A 13,986-nucleotide genomic window follows, 5' to 3' on the forward strand; every position below is an offset into this window, starting at 1 on the left:
CCTTGTCCGTACGTGAACTGGTGGTGCTCGGCACCGCCAGCCAGGTCCCCACCCGGCACCGCAACCACAACGGCTACCTGCTGCGCTGGGACGGCGAGGGCATCCTGTTCGACCCCGGCGAGGGCACACAGCGCCAGATGCTGCGCGCCGGGGTCGCCGCCCACGACCTGAACCGCATCTGCGTCACCCACTTCCACGGCGACCACTCGCTGGGGCTCGCCGGGGTGATCCAGCGCATCAACCTCGACAAGGTGCCGCACCGGATCACCGCGCACTTCCCGCGCTCCGGGCAGCGCTTCTTCGACCGGCTGCGGTACGCCACCGCCTACCGCGAGACGGCCCCGCTGACCGAGGCCCCGGTCGACGCGGACGGCCCTCTCGCCCGCACCCCCGGCTACACGCTGGAGGCGCGCAGGCTGTCCCACCCCGTCGAGGCGTACGGCTACCGGCTGGTCGAACCCGACGGCCGGCGCATGCTGCCCGACCGGCTCGCCGCGCACGGCATCACCGGCCCGGACGTCGGCCGGCTCCAGCGCGAGGGCGTCCTCGGCCAGGTCACGCTGGAGGAGGTCAGCGAGGTGCGGCGCGGGCAGCGGTTCGCGTTCGTCATGGACACCCGGCTGTGCGACGGGGTGTACGCGCTCGCCGAGGGCTGCGACATGCTCGTCATCGAGTCGACGTTCCTCGACGAGGACGAGCAACTGGCCGTGGAGTACGGTCATCTGACGGCCGGGCAGGCCGCGCGGGTGGCGCGCGACGCGGGCGTACGGCACCTGGTGCTGACGCACTTCAGCCAGCGCTACGACGACCCCGAAGGGTTCGTGCGGCAGGCGCGGGCGGCCGGGTTCGACGGCGAGCTGACTGTGGCGCGCGACCTGCAACGGGTGGGGCTCCCGAAGCGTCGGTGAACGGTCGTACGATAATTCGATGCCCGTACCCAAAGCCGAACTGCACCTTCATATCGAAGGCACCCTGGAGCCCGAGCTGGCCTTCGCCCTCGCCGGCCGCAACGGCGTCGACCTGCCGTACGCCGACACCGAGGCGCTCCGTGAGGCGTACCGCTTCCAGGACCTGCAGTCCTTCCTGAACCTGTACTACGAGCTCATGGCGGTGCTGCGCACCGAGCGGGACTTCGAGGACCTCGCCGACGCGTACCTCGCGCGGGCCGCCGCGCAGGGCGTACGCCACGCGGAGATCTTCTTCGACCCGCAGGCCCATCTGGCGCGCGGCGTCGGCATGGACACGGTGGTCGAGGGGCTGTGGCGGGCACTGGGCCGCAGCGAGGAGACGCACGGCGTCTCCACCCGGCTGATCATGTGCTTCCTGCGGGACGAGTCCGCCGAGTCGGCCCTGGCGACCCTGGACGCCGCGAAGCCGTACCTGGACCGGATCACCGGTGTCGGCCTCGACTCGGCGGAGGTCGGACATCCGCCGGCGAAGTTCCGCGAGGTGTACGAGGCGGCCGCCGCGCTGGGGCTGCGCCGCGTGGCGCACGCCGGTGAGGAAGGGCCGCCGGAGTACATCACCGAGGCCCTGGACGTCCTCGGCGTGGAGCGCGTCGACCACGGGCTGCGCTGCGTGGAGGACCCGGCGCTGGTCGAACGGCTGGTCCGCGACCGCGTCCCGCTGACGCTGTGCCCGCTGTCCAACGTCCGCCTGCGCGCCGTCGACGCCCTCGCCGACCATCCGCTGCCCGCGATGCTCGACGCCGGGCTGCTGTGCACGGTCAACTCCGACGACCCGGCCTACTTCGGCGGCTACGCCGGGGACAACTTCGACGCGGTGCGCGAGACGCTGGGCCTCGGCCCGGAGCGGCTGCGCGAGCTGGCCCGCAACTCCTTCCTCGCCTCCTTCCTGGAGGACGACGAGGAGCGGCGCGCCCGGTACCTCGCCGAGGTCGAGGCGTACGACTTCGGCTGACCGCCGACACCGGTGCCGACGCGGCGTCGACGGTCATCCGGCACCGGTCGCGCCGGGGCGGCGGTTGCCGCCCGCACCGGTCGTGCGGCGGCGTCGGTTGCCGCCGGGACGGGTCGTGCGGCGGTGGTGACCGCCGGGCCCGGTCGTGTGGGGGCGTCGGTTGCCGCCGGGACGGGTCGTGCGGCGGTGGTGACCGCCGGGACCGGTCGCGCGGCGGCGGTGACCGCCGAAGCGGTTTTGCTGGGACGGCGGTGACCGCCGAGATCGGTCGTGCCGGGGCGGCGGTTGCCGCCGGGACCGGTCGTGCGGCGGTGGTGACCGCCGAAGCGGTTTTGCCGGGGCGGGGGTTGCGACCGGGACCGGTCGTGTGGGGGCGGCGGTTGCGGCCGGGACCGGTCGTGCGGCGGGGGGGACCGCCGAAGCGGGTTTGCCGGGGCGGGGGTTGCGACCGGGACCGGTCGTGTGGGGGCGGCGGTTGCGGCCGGGACCGGTCGTGCGGCGGGGGGGACCGCCGAAGCGGGTTTGCCGGGGCGGGGGTTGCGACCGGGACCGGTCGTGTGGGGGCGGCGGTTGCGGCCGGGACCGGTCGTGCGGCGGTGGTGACCGCCGAAGCGGTTTTGCCGGGGCGGTGGTTGCGACCGGGACCGGTCGTGTGGGGGCGGCGGTTGCGGCCGGGACCGGTCGTGCGGCGGTGGTGACCGCCGAAGCGGTTTTGCCGGGGCGGCGGTTGCTGCCCGCACCGGTCGTGCGGCGGGGCGGTCCTGAGCCCGGGGTCTCCGGGACTGAGGCGGGCGCCCGGTGTCCCGGGCCCGGCGGGTGCCGATGGCGCACGGGCCCAGTGGGCGCCCGCCTCGGGCGGCACTGCGTCAGGGGGTGCCGGGACCGCGGGTGGCCGCGGCCGTGTCGTAGTCGCCGCGGGCCGGGGCGGGGGTGCCGTCCAGGGGGATTTCGACCACCGGCTGTTCCGGGGCGCCGATCTCGGGCACGCCGCCCGTCGGCGTGCCCGGGGCCGCGGCGACCACGGCCGCCGGGTGGCCGCCGCGGCGCCGTACCGCGCCGGGCAGCAGCGGGCGGCCGCCGGTGTGCAGGGCGACGGCGGTCATCGGCAGCGCGACCAGCAGCAGTCCGGCGCCGAGCACCGCGCCCATCACCGGGAACCCGGCCTGCGCGGACAGCACGCTGCCGGTGAGCGGGCCCGCGGCCGTGCCCAGCGAGGCGGCCGAGCCGACGAGCACGGCCCAACGTCCGCGCGGATCCAGCGAGGCGGCGAGCCCGATCAGGTACGACAGGACGACCGGGTAGACCGTGTTCCAGGCGATCTCACCGGTGGCGAAGCCGACCAGGTCGGTCGCGGACGCGGTGAGCGCGATGCAGCCGGCGATGAGGACCGTGCCGCCGCCGATGGGCAGGGCCCGACCCAGCCGCGGCCCCAGCGCGCCCGCGCACACCACACCCAGCAGTCCGGTGCCCAGGGCGACGGCGAAGACGACGCCCACGGTCGCCTCCGACAGATGGGCCTGGCCGATGCCGATGCGGCCGCTCACGCCCCACAGCGCGTTCTGGGCGAGCGACCACAGCAGCATGGCGCCGGCCAGGACCAGTCCCGAGCGCAGGTGCGGCAGCCGGGCCGGGCCGTCGGTTCCGGTGCGGCGCGGGCCGGGCGTGCCGGCCGGCAGCCGGGAGGTCAGCGGCCACACCGCCACGGCGGTGAGCGCGATGGCGGCCAGCGTGAGTCCGTGGCCCGGCAGGTGAGGAACCGTCAGGTAGACCACGCCGGCCAGCGCGGAGACGCTGAGCAGCCCGAGCGTGGAGGCCCGGTGCGGGTCGGGCTGGGCGGCGATCCGGGTGGCGGCGACCGTGGTGGCCGTACCCGAACCGAAGCCGCCGACCAGCACACCGGCGACGACGGCCGGTACGGCGGTGGTGAGCGCGGCCGCGCCGTAGCCGAGGACGGCCAGGGCGAGTCCCAGCCGGGCCAGGGTGCGCGCCCCGGCCCGTTCCACGCGCGAGGCCAGCAGGAATCCGGCCGTGGCGGAGCTGAGCAGCAGCGCACTGCCGACGGCTCCGGCCTGAGTGGCCGTCAGATCGAGCCCGCGTTCCAGCCGGCCGACGGTGGTCGGCAGGAGATACGGGGCGAGGTACCCGGCCGTGAAAAGGGCGACGAGGGGCCAGGGAGTGGTGGTGCGGGGGGCGAACACGGGCGTTCCCAGGGCATGCGAAGGGGACGGTGCGGAATGCGGAAAAAGGTGAGGCCAAGCCAAGAAGGGAGGAGCGGCATCCGTCGATCGACAGGAGCGCGCGGGCAATTTGTATCAAGCCGGAGGAGGGCAACGGGAGGGCGCCAGATGTGATCTATGCCACTCTCGCGTTTGGGATCTTGGAGGTGGGGGTAGAAGCGGTCGCTACCTCCAGTGAATGGCCCCTCCACCTGCGGGAACCGTCGACTCCACCTTGGTCCGGATCTCCCGCATCACGGCGACGATCCGCTCCTCGCGCTCCGGTGTGAGCCGCGCCACCGGCACCGAACAGCTGATCGCGTCCTGCGCGGGCGCGTCGTACCGCAGGGCGAAGCCGAAACCGACGATGCCGGGCACGCCCTCCTCCCGGTCCACGGAGTAGCCCCGCCGGCGCACCCGGGCCAGATCGGCCGCCAACGACTCCCGGCTGGTGTGCGTGTTGGGCGTGGCCGCCTCGTACGGGCCCTCGGGCAGGTCCTCGTCCGCTCGCTCCGCCAGCAGCGCCTTGCCCAGCGCGCCCATGTGCGCCGGCAGCCGCCGGCCGACGCGGCTGATGGTCCGCAGGTACTCGTGCGACTCGCGCGTCGCCAGGTAGGCCACGTCGTACCCGTCGAGCCGGCCCATGTGGATCGTCTCGCCCAGCGCGTCGGACGCCTCGTCGAGGTACGGGCGCACGGCCCGCACGCGCGGGTCCGAGTCGAGGTAGCTGGTGCCGGTGAGCAGGGCGTGGATGCCGATGCCGTACAGCGAGCCGGTGACGTCGGTGCGGACCCAGCCGCGCGAGATCAGGGTCTGGAGCAGCGCGTACATCGAGCTGCGCGGCACCTGGAGCGCGTCCGCCAGCTCCTGCAGGCGGGCCGGGCGGTCGCCGCGCGCGGCGAGCAGTTCCAGCAGTTCCACCGTCCGCGCGGCGGACTTCACTTCGCGCACGCCCCCTGACTCCGACATGCGCCGATCGTAGACCGGCGGAAGAAGAGGTGCGCCGGACCGTTGACGCCTCCTGTTCGCGTATCTAACCTTCATCTCCATACGTGGATGACATCTACATGGGGAGATGAGTTGAGGGTGAGTCCCGACACCGGCACGACCGCTGCGGCGGCCGTGGCCCAACGCCTGAAGGACGGCATGGCGAACGGAGTGCTCTCCTTCCCGCTCACGTCGTTCCACGACGACGGCTCGCTCGACGAGAAGGGCTTCCGCGCCTACCTCGCGGACCAGATCGCCACCGCTCCCGGCGCCGTCTTCCCGGCCTGCGGCACCGGCGAGTTCTTCTCACTGGACGAGGACGAGTACCGCCGGGTCGTCACCGCCGCCGTCGAGGAGAGCGCGGGCCGGGTACCGGTCGTCGCCGGCGTCGGCTACGGCTGGGCGCAGGCCGCCCGGTTCGCGCGCATCGCCGAGGACGCCGGCGCCGACGCCCTGCTCGTCCTGCCGCACTACCTGGTCACCGCCCCGCAGGACGGCCTCGTCGCCCAGCTCGAGCACATCGCCGCCCGCACCCGGCTGCCGCTGATCACCTACCAGCGCGGCCAGGTCGCCTACACCGCCGGGACGCTCGCCCGCGTCGCCGCCCTGCCGAACGTCATCGGCCTCAAGGACGGCCACAGCGACCTCGACCGCCTGCAACGCCTCACCCTCGCCGCCCCCGACGGCTTCCTCTTCTTCAACGGCGCCGCCACCGCCGAGATCCAGGCCCGCGCCTACGCCACCGTCGGCGTCCCCGCCTACTCCTCGGCGGTGCACGCCTTCGCCCCCGAGATCGCCAACGCCTTCTTCGCCGCCCTGCGCGCCGACGACCGGGACACCCTCGACGCCCTGCTGCGCGGCTTCTACGTGCCCCTCGTCGAACTGCGCGACCGCGTGCCCGGATACGCGGTGTCGCTGGTGAAGGCGGCGGCCCGGCTGCGCGGACGCCCCGTGGGCCCCGTACGCGCCCCGCTCACCGACCCCTCGGACCAGGACCTCACCGCACTGAAGGACCTGCTCACCACCGGACTCGACCTCGTAGGAGCCGCCTCGTGACCTCGCCGACGCCGCGCGACCTGACCGTGACGGAGGTCCGGCTCACGCCGATCCTCGTCGCCGACCCGCCCCTGCTCAACACCCAGGGCGTGCACCAGCCGTACACCCCCCGCCTGATCATCGAGGTGGTGACCGCCGACGGCACCGTCGGCCTGGGCGAGACCTACGGCGACACCAAGTACCTGGACCTGGCCAAGCCGCTCGCCGACCGGCTCGTCGGCCGCCGCGTCGGCGACCTGAACGCGCTGTTCGCCGAGGCCGACCAGGTCGCCGTCGACGACTCCCAGGTCTCCGGCCAGGTCGACGTCGGCGGACTGCGCGGAGTGCAGACCGCCGACAAGCTCCGCCTGTCGGTGCTCTCCGGCTTCGAGGTCGCCTGCCTCGACGCCCTCGGCAAGGCCCTCGGCCTGCCCGTGCACGCGCTGCTCGGCGGCAAGGTCCGCGACGCCGTCGAGTACAGCGCCTACCTGTTCTACAAGTGGGCCCGCCACCCGGAGGGCGTCGCCGCGGAACAGGACGACTGGGGCGCCGCCGTCGACCCGGCCGGCATCGTCGAGCAGGCCCGGATCTTCACACAGCGGTACGGCTTCACCTCCTTCAAGCTCAAGGGCGGCGTCTTCCCGCCGGACGAGGAGATCGCCGCGATCCGCGCCCTCGCCGCCGCCTTCCCCGGCCACCCCCTGCGCCTGGACCCCAACGGCGCCTGGTCCGTGGAGACCTCGCTGAAGGTCGCCGCGGAACTCGGGGACGTCCTCGAATACCTGGAGGACCCCGCGCTCGGCACCCCCGCCATGGCCGAGGTCGCCGCCCGCATGCAAGAGGCGGCGCGAAGCGCCTCGGACAAGGGCGGTGGTGGGCGACGGGTGGGCGTGCCGCTCGCCACCAACATGTGCGTGACGACGTTCGCCGAGATCAAGGAGGCGTTCACCACGGGCGCCGTCCAGGTCGTCCTCTCCGACCACCACTACTGGGGCGGACTGCGCAACACCCAGCAACTCGCCGCCATCTGCCGCACCTTCGGCGTGGGCGTCTCCATGCACTCCAACACCCACCTCGGCATCAGCCTCGCCGCCATGACCCACGTGGCGGCCACCGTGCCCAACCTCCACCACGCCTGCGACTCCCACTACCCCTGGCAGTCGGAGGACGTCCTCACCGAACGCCTCACCTTCGAAGGCGGCACCGTCCGCGTCTCCGACCGGCCCGGCCTCGGCGTCGAACTCGACCGCGACCGGCTCGCCCGGCTCCACCAGCGGTGGCTCGACGACGACGGCTCGCTGCGCGACCGCGACGACGCGGCGGCCATGCGGATCGCCGACCCCGACTGGGTCACCCCCACCGTCCCGCGCTGGTGACCGCCCGGCGGGGGCGGGAGCCAGCGCGGCCCGCCCCCGCCGTCCCCTTCCTCCCCACCTGCCACGATCGGAGCCGCTCGTGTCCGCAGTGCCCTCCCCACACGCGCCCCACCCGCCCGCCGTCGAGTCGGCGATCCGCAAGATCTTCCGCCGCGTCGTCCCGCTGTTCTTCGTGATGTTCGTCGCGAACTACATGGACCGCGTCAACCTCGGCTTCGCCCAGGACGAACTCCGCGCCGACGTCGGCCTGTCGGCGGCCGCGTTCGGCCTCGGCGCCGGCATCTTCTTCATCGCCTACGCCCTCTTCGAGGTCCCCTCCAACATCCTCATGGAGCGGTTCGGACCCAAGGTCTGGCTCACCCGCATCATGATCAGCTGGGGTGTCGTCGCCACCGCGATGGCCTTCGTCGACAGCGTCGAGATGTTCTACGCCCTGCGCTTCCTGCTCGGCGTCGCCGAAGCCGGCTTCTTCCCCGCCGTCATCTACTACTTCAGCCGCTGGCTGCCCGACTCCCACCGGGGCCGCGCCACCTCGATCTTCCTCATGGGCTCCGGCACCGCCACCGTCATCGTCGGCCCCGTCTCCGGCGCCCTGATGGAGATGCACGGCATCTGGGGCCACGCCGGCTGGCAGTGGATGTTCTTCATCGAGGGCATCTTCTCCGTCGTCCTCGGCTTCGTCGTCTACCGCTTCCTCGACTCCGGCATCGAGAAGGCCGAATGGCTCACCGACGAGGAGAAGACCGGCCTCGTCGCCGTCATCGACGCCGAGCAGGAGGCACGCGACGCGCAGCGCGGCACCTCCGCCCACGTCTCCCGCTGGAGGCTGCTCGCCGACCCGCAGATGCTGCTGTTCCTGTGGATCTACTTCGCGATCAACGTCGCCCTGTACGCGGTCACCTTCTGGCTGCCGTCGATCGTGGACGACATCGGCGGGCTCAGCTCCTTCGAGGTCGGGCTGCTGACGTCGGTGCCGTGGCTGTGCGCGATCGCCGCCGTGTACGTCAGCGGGCGCGTCTCCGACCGCATCGGCAAACGCCGCCCGGTGCTGATCACCCTGCTCGTCCTGGGCGGCTGCGGCACCCTGCTGGCCGTGTTCGTCTCGCCCTGGGCCGGACTCGGCGCGCTCTGCCTGGCCGCGATGGGATTCAAACCGGCCTCGCCGGTCTTCTGGACCATCCCGCAGAGCTACCTCGACGCCCGCGCCGCCGCACCCGGCATCGCGCTGATCAACTCCATCGGCAACCTCGGCGGCTTCGTCGCGCCCACCGCCTTCGGGATCATCGAGGACACCACCGGCTCCACCAAGGCCGGCCTGGTCGGCCTCACCGTCGTCGGCTTCCTCGCCGCGCTGAGCGTGCTGCTGGTGCGCGGCGGCGGACGCAACGACCGGGTCCGCGCCCGCCCGGCCAAAGCTCCGGCGGTCCCGCCGGCGCCGGCGTCCGGGGCGACGCCCGGCGCGGCACGGACCACGCACCCGGGACCCGCTACGGCCTGACCCCGACCGGGCGGCGGGGGAATGGCGTGACGGCGGTCACGAGGCCGGTGGATTGGTGCACACTGGCCTGATCAGCACCACGTCAGGAAGCGCACCGTGATGGCGTCCACCGCGAAGGCATTCACCGACGGATCGCACCGCCCGCCCCAGGTCGATCCCCTCGCCGCCCTGCGCGTCCCGGACGATCCGCTCTGGGACGTCTACCTCACCGGCACCGTCTTCCTCGACATCGTCTTCACCGGGCTCGACTCCGCCCCGGTGCGCGGGACCGAGTCCTGGGCCCGCGGGATGGGGTCGAGCCCCGGCGGCGTCGCCAACATGGCCACCGCCCTGGCCCGCCTCGGCCTGCGCACCTGCCTCGCGGCCGCCTTCGGCGACGACCACTACGGCGAGTACTGCTGGGACGCGCTGGAGCAGGGCGAGGGCATCGACCTGTCCCCGTCGCGCACCGTGCCCGGCTGGCACTCGCCGGTCACGGTGTCGATGGCGTACGAGGGCGAGCGCACCATGGTCTCCCACGGCCACGAACCGCCCCCCGACGAACCCGCGCCCGACTGCCCGCCCCGCGCCCGGGCCGCCGTCGCCTCCCTCACACCCGGCCGCAGCGCTCCCTGGATCGCGCAGGCCGCGCGCAAGGGCGCCCGGATCTTCGGCGACGTCGGCTGGGACGACACCGGCGCGTGGGACCTGGCCGCACTGCCCGACCTGCGGCACTGCGAGGCCTTCCTGCCCAACGCGGAGGAGGCCATGCGCTACACCGGCACCGACTGCCCCCGCGCCGCCGCCCAGGCCCTCACCGAGCACGTCCCGCTCGCCGTGGTCACCCTCGGCGCGCAGGGCGCGTACGCGGTGGACCGGCGCACGGGAGAGACCGCCTCGGTGCCGGCCATCGAGGTCGAGGCGCTGGACCCGACCGGCGCGGGGGACGTGTTCGTCGCGGGCTTCGTCACCGGCACGCTGGCCGGCTGGCCGCTGGCCGACCGCCTCGCCTTCGCCGGCCTCACCGCCGCGCTGTCCGTGCAGGAGTTCGGCGGTTCGCTGTCGGCGCCGGGCTGGACGGAGATCGCGGGCTGGTGGCGCAGGGTGCAGTCGGTCGAGGGGCAGGACCCCGCGGCGCTGCGGCGGTACGCGTTCCTGGCCGACATGGTGCCGGAAGGGCTGGTGCGGCCGTGGCCGCTGCGGCGCGCGGTCCCGACGATCGGCTTCCGCCGGTCGGCCTGACGAACGAAGCGACCGCCCGGCCCGACGCGCGAAGCGACCGGCCGGCCCGGCGACGAGCGCACGGGACCGGTCGGCCCGGCGAACCAACGGGACCGGCCGGCCCGACGGCGAGCGCACGGGACCGGTCGGCCCGGCGATGAGCGCACGGGACGGTCGGCCCGACGGCGAGTGCACGGGACCGGTCGGCCCGGCGAACGAACGGGACCGGTCGAAAAGTCCTACGGGCTTGTCACCCCCGCGTCGTACCCTGGGAGTCGCGAGGCCGCCCTCAGCTGTGCGGCCGTGACGAGGAGGAACCGCAGGCCTTAAGCGCCGGCCCATGACTCAGACACCCACAGCTCACAGCCCCGCGCAGGGGCAGGCGAGAGTGCAGTTCACCGTCCCCGCCCAGCACCCCATGGTGACCGTGCTGGGTTCGGGAGATTCGCTCCTGCGCGTGATCGAGAAGGCCTTCCCGGGGGCCGACATCCACGTCCGGGGCAATGAGATCAGCGCGGTCGGCGACGCCACGGAGGTCGCCCTCATTTCGCGCGTGTTCGACGAGATGATGCTGGTGCTCCGCACCGGGCAGCCGATGACGGAGGACGCAGTGGAACGCTCGATCGCCATGCTCAAGGCGAGCGAGAACGGGGAGAGCGACGGCCAGGAGACCCCGGCCCAGGTGCTCACGCAGAACATCCTGTCCTCGCGCGGCCGCACGATCCGCCCCAAGACCCTCAACCAGAAGCGCTACGTCGACGCCATCGACAAGCACACCATCGTCTTCGGCATCGGCCCGGCGGGCACCGGCAAGACCTACCTCGCCATGGCCAAGGCGGTGCAGGCCCTGCAGTCCAAGCAGGTCAACCGCATCATCCTGACCCGGCCCGCGGTCGAGGCGGGGGAGCGGCTCGGCTTCCTGCCGGGCACGCTCTACGAGAAGATCGACCCGTACCTGCGCCCGCTGTACGACGCGCTGCACGACATGCTCGACCCGGACTCGATCCCCCGGCTGATGGCGGCCGGGACCATCGAGGTCGCGCCGCTGGCCTACATGCGCGGCCGCACGCTGAACGACGCCTTCATCATTCTCGACGAGGCCCAGAACACCAGCCCCGAGCAGATGAAGATGTTCCTCCCCCGCCTCGGCTTCGACTCGAAGATCGTGATCACGGGTGACGTGACGCAGGTCGACCTGCCGGACGGCACCAAGTCCGGCCTGCGGCAGGTGCAGGACATCCTGGAAGGGCTGGACGACGTCCACTTCTCCCGGCTGTCGTCCCACGACGTCGTCCGGCACAAGCTGGTGGGCCGTATCGTCGACGCGTACGAGCAGTACGACAGCCAGCACGGCACCCAGAACGGCACCCACAAGGGCGGCCGGGGCAAGTCCGGGCACAAGGGGAAGTAGACCGAGCACCAGATGTCGATCGACGTCAACAACGAGTCCGGAACCGAGGTCGACGAGCAGGCGATCCTCGACATCGCCCGCTACGCGCTCGCGCGGATGCGCATCCACCCGCTCTCCGAGCTCTCGGTGATCGTCGTGGACGCCGACGCCATGGAGCAGCTGCACATCCAGTGGATGGACCTGCCCGGGCCGACGGACGTCATGTCGTTCCCGATGGACGAGCTGCGGCCGCCGTCCAAGGACGACGACGAGCCCCCGCAGGGGCTGCTCGGCGACATCGTGCTCTGCCCCGAGGTCGCCGCCCGGCAGGGGCAGGAGGCGGAGACGCGGCACACCATGGACGAGGAGCTCCAGCTGCTCACCGTCCACGGTGTGCTGCACCTGCTCGGCTACGACCACGAGGAACCGGACGAGAAGGCCGAGATGTTCGGCCTGCAGGCGGCCATCGTGGACGGCTGGCGTGCGGAGAGGGGCCTGACCGGCCCGTCTCCGGCCCCGACCGTGTCATGAGTCCGCAACTCGTCCTCGGCGCGATCGCCCTGGTGGTCGTCGCCTGGCTCGCCGCCTGCGCGGAGGCCGGCATCGCGCGCGTCTCCAGCTTCCGCGCCGAGGAGGCCGTGCGCTCCGGCCGCCGGGGCAGCGCCCGGCTCGCGCAGATCGCCGCCGACCCCACCCGCTACCTCAACGTGGCGCTGCTGGTCCGCGTCGCCTGCGAGATGGCCGCCGCCGCGCTCATCACGTACGGCTGCCTGCGCGAGTTCGACGGCACGGCGGAGGCGCTGCTGATCGCCATCGCGATCATGGTCCTCGTCTCCTACGTCGCCGTCGGCGTCTCACCGCGCACCATCGGCCGCCAGCACCCGCTGAACACGGCCACGGCCGCCGCGTACGTCCTGGTGCCGCTGGCCCGGGTCATGGGTCCGATCCCGTCGCTGCTGATCCTCATCGGCAACGCCCTGACCCCGGGCAAGGGCTTCCGGCACGGGCCGTTCGCCTCCGAGGCGGAGCTGCGTGCCCTGGTCGACCTTGCGGAGGCGGAGTCGCTGATCGAGGACGAGGAGCGCCGCATGGTGCACTCGGTCTTCGAACTGGGCGACACCCTGGTGCGCGAGGTCATGGTGCCGCGCACCGACCTGGTGGTGATCGAGCGGTACAAGACCATCCGCCAGGCCCTCACCCTCGCCCTGCGCTCCGGTTTCTCCCGGATCCCGGTGACCGGCGAGAGCGAGGACGACATCGTCGGGATCGTCTACCTCAAGGACCTGGTCCGCAAGACGCACATCAGCCGGGACGCCGAGAGCGAGCTGGTGGCCACGGCGATGCGGCCGGCGTTCTTCGTGCCCGACACCAAGAACGCCGGCGACCTGCTGCGCGAGATGCAGAAGGAACGCAACCACGTCGCCGTCGCCGTCGACGAGTACGGCGGCACCGCCGGGATCGTCACCATCGAGGACATCCTCGAGGAGATCGTCGGCGAGATCACCGACGAGTACGACCGTGAACTTCCGCCGGTGGAGGAGCTGGGCGAGGACCGCTACCGGGTCACCGCCCGTCTCGACATCGGCGACCTGGGCGAGCTGTACGGCCTGGAGGCGTTCGACGACGAGGACGTGGAGACCGTCGGCGGGCTGCTCGCCAAGCACCTCGGCCGGGTGCCGATCGCGGGCGCCTCGTCGCTGGTGGCGCTGCCCGACGCGCGGGAGCTGCGGCTGACGGCGGAGGCGGCGGCCGGACGCCGGAACAAGATCGTGACGGTGCTGGTGGAGCCGGTGCACCCGGCCGGCCCGTCCGCCGGTGAGGAGGCGGGGCCGGAGTGACGCCGGGGCGACTGCGTTCGCTGTGCCTGTCCTTCAACGCGACGGTGGAGGACTTCCCCTTCAACCCGGAGACCTCGGTCTTCAAGGTGCTGGGCAAGATGTTCGCGCTGACGAACCTGGACGCGCGGCCCCTCACCGTCAACCTCAAGTGCGACCCGGAGGACGCGATCCGGCTGCGCGCGGAGCACCCGGGCCTGATCGTCCCCGGCTACCACATGAACAAGCGGCACTGGAACACGGTGACCGTCGACGGCGGCCTCCCGGACCGTCTGGTGCGGGAGCTGGTCGAGGACTCCTACGACCTGGTCGTGGCCGGCCTGCCGCGAGCCGACCGCCTCCGCCTCGACCGCCCCTGAGCAGCCGACCGCACCGCATCCGAGGCGGGCGGACTTGCCTCCGCCGGGACGGCCTCCGAGGCCGAGCCGATCCACCTCCCCGTCGACCGCCCCGGAGCAGCCGGTCTCACCGCGTCCGCCGCGGCGGCGTTGGAGGCGGGGCGGACTTGCCTCCGCCGGGACGGCCTCCG

At 72.9% G+C, this 13,986-nt stretch carries 12 protein-coding genes; 10 read left to right on the top strand and 2 right to left on the bottom strand.

Features of this window, described 5'->3' with window-relative positions:
- Positions 1–2: 2 nt before the first annotated feature.
- Positions 3–908: a ribonuclease Z gene (locus FGW31_RS23340; RefSeq protein ID WP_142195433.1), complete on the top strand. Its 906-nt coding sequence runs from the start codon at positions 3–5 to the stop codon at positions 906–908.
- Positions 909–927: 19 nt separating this feature from the next.
- Positions 928–1,920 (top strand): adenosine deaminase, encoded by a 993-nt coding sequence (locus FGW31_RS23345; RefSeq protein ID WP_142195434.1) that lies wholly within the window; start codon positions 928–930, stop codon positions 1,918–1,920.
- Positions 1,921–2,786: 866 nt separating this feature from the next.
- Here FGW31_RS23345 and FGW31_RS23350 read toward each other — a convergent pair.
- Together FGW31_RS23350 and FGW31_RS23355 are read right to left on the bottom strand one after the other, a co-directional pair.
- A complete protein-coding gene (locus tag FGW31_RS23350; protein WP_142195435.1) occupies positions 2,787–4,118 on the bottom strand; it encodes an MFS transporter in 1,332 nt (443 codons plus the stop codon).
- A 204-nt stretch (positions 4,119–4,322) separates the two neighbouring features.
- Positions 4,323–5,105: an IclR family transcriptional regulator gene (locus FGW31_RS23355; RefSeq protein ID WP_142195436.1), complete on the bottom strand. Its 783-nt coding sequence runs from the start codon at positions 5,103–5,105 to the stop codon at positions 4,323–4,325.
- A gap of 111 nt (positions 5,106–5,216) precedes the next feature.
- Here FGW31_RS23355 and FGW31_RS23360 point away from each other — a divergent pair, with 111 nt between their 5' ends.
- From FGW31_RS23360 to FGW31_RS23395, 8 genes are all read left to right on the top strand, one after another.
- Complete coding sequence (locus FGW31_RS23360; protein ID WP_373303328.1) at positions 5,217–6,179, top strand: 5-dehydro-4-deoxyglucarate dehydratase; 963 nt, start codon at positions 5,217–5,219, stop codon at positions 6,177–6,179.
- The gene (locus tag FGW31_RS23365; RefSeq protein ID WP_142195438.1) at positions 6,176–7,534 is read left to right on the top strand and encodes a glucarate dehydratase family protein; all 1,359 of its coding nucleotides are present in this window, start codon (positions 6,176–6,178) and stop codon (positions 7,532–7,534) included. Before FGW31_RS23360 ends, FGW31_RS23365 begins: the two co-directional genes overlap by 4 nt.
- A gap of 88 nt (positions 7,535–7,622) precedes the next feature.
- On the top strand, positions 7,623–9,032 hold the full coding sequence (locus tag FGW31_RS23370) for an MFS transporter (RefSeq protein WP_142195495.1): 1,410 nt from the start codon (positions 7,623–7,625) through the stop codon (positions 9,030–9,032).
- Positions 9,033–9,131: 99 nt separating this feature from the next.
- Positions 9,132–10,253 (top strand): carbohydrate kinase family protein, encoded by a 1,122-nt coding sequence (locus tag FGW31_RS23375; protein ID WP_142195439.1) that lies wholly within the window; start codon positions 9,132–9,134, stop codon positions 10,251–10,253.
- A 319-nt stretch (positions 10,254–10,572) separates the two neighbouring features.
- Complete coding sequence (locus FGW31_RS23380; RefSeq protein WP_142195440.1) at positions 10,573–11,643, top strand: PhoH family protein; 1,071 nt, start codon at positions 10,573–10,575, stop codon at positions 11,641–11,643.
- 12 nt (positions 11,644–11,655) lie between these two features.
- Entirely contained in the window at positions 11,656–12,153 is a 498-nt protein-coding gene (gene ybeY, locus FGW31_RS23385) for an rRNA maturation RNase YbeY (RefSeq protein WP_142195441.1), read from the top strand.
- Positions 12,150–13,460, top strand: coding sequence for a hemolysin family protein (locus FGW31_RS23390; RefSeq protein ID WP_142195442.1), 1,311 nt, complete (start codon positions 12,150–12,152; stop codon positions 13,458–13,460). The genes ybeY and FGW31_RS23390 overlap by 4 nt, the downstream gene beginning before the upstream one ends.
- A complete protein-coding gene (locus tag FGW31_RS23395) occupies positions 13,457–13,816 on the top strand; it encodes an MmcQ/YjbR family DNA-binding protein (protein ID WP_142195443.1) in 360 nt (119 codons plus the stop codon). The genes FGW31_RS23390 and FGW31_RS23395 overlap by 4 nt, the downstream gene beginning before the upstream one ends.
- Positions 13,817–13,986 lie beyond the last annotated feature (170 nt).

Origin of the sequence: Streptomyces calvus (assembly GCF_006782915.1) — a bacterium.
GTDB classification, from domain to species: Bacteria; Actinomycetota; Actinomycetes; order Streptomycetales; family Streptomycetaceae; genus Streptomyces; species Streptomyces calvus.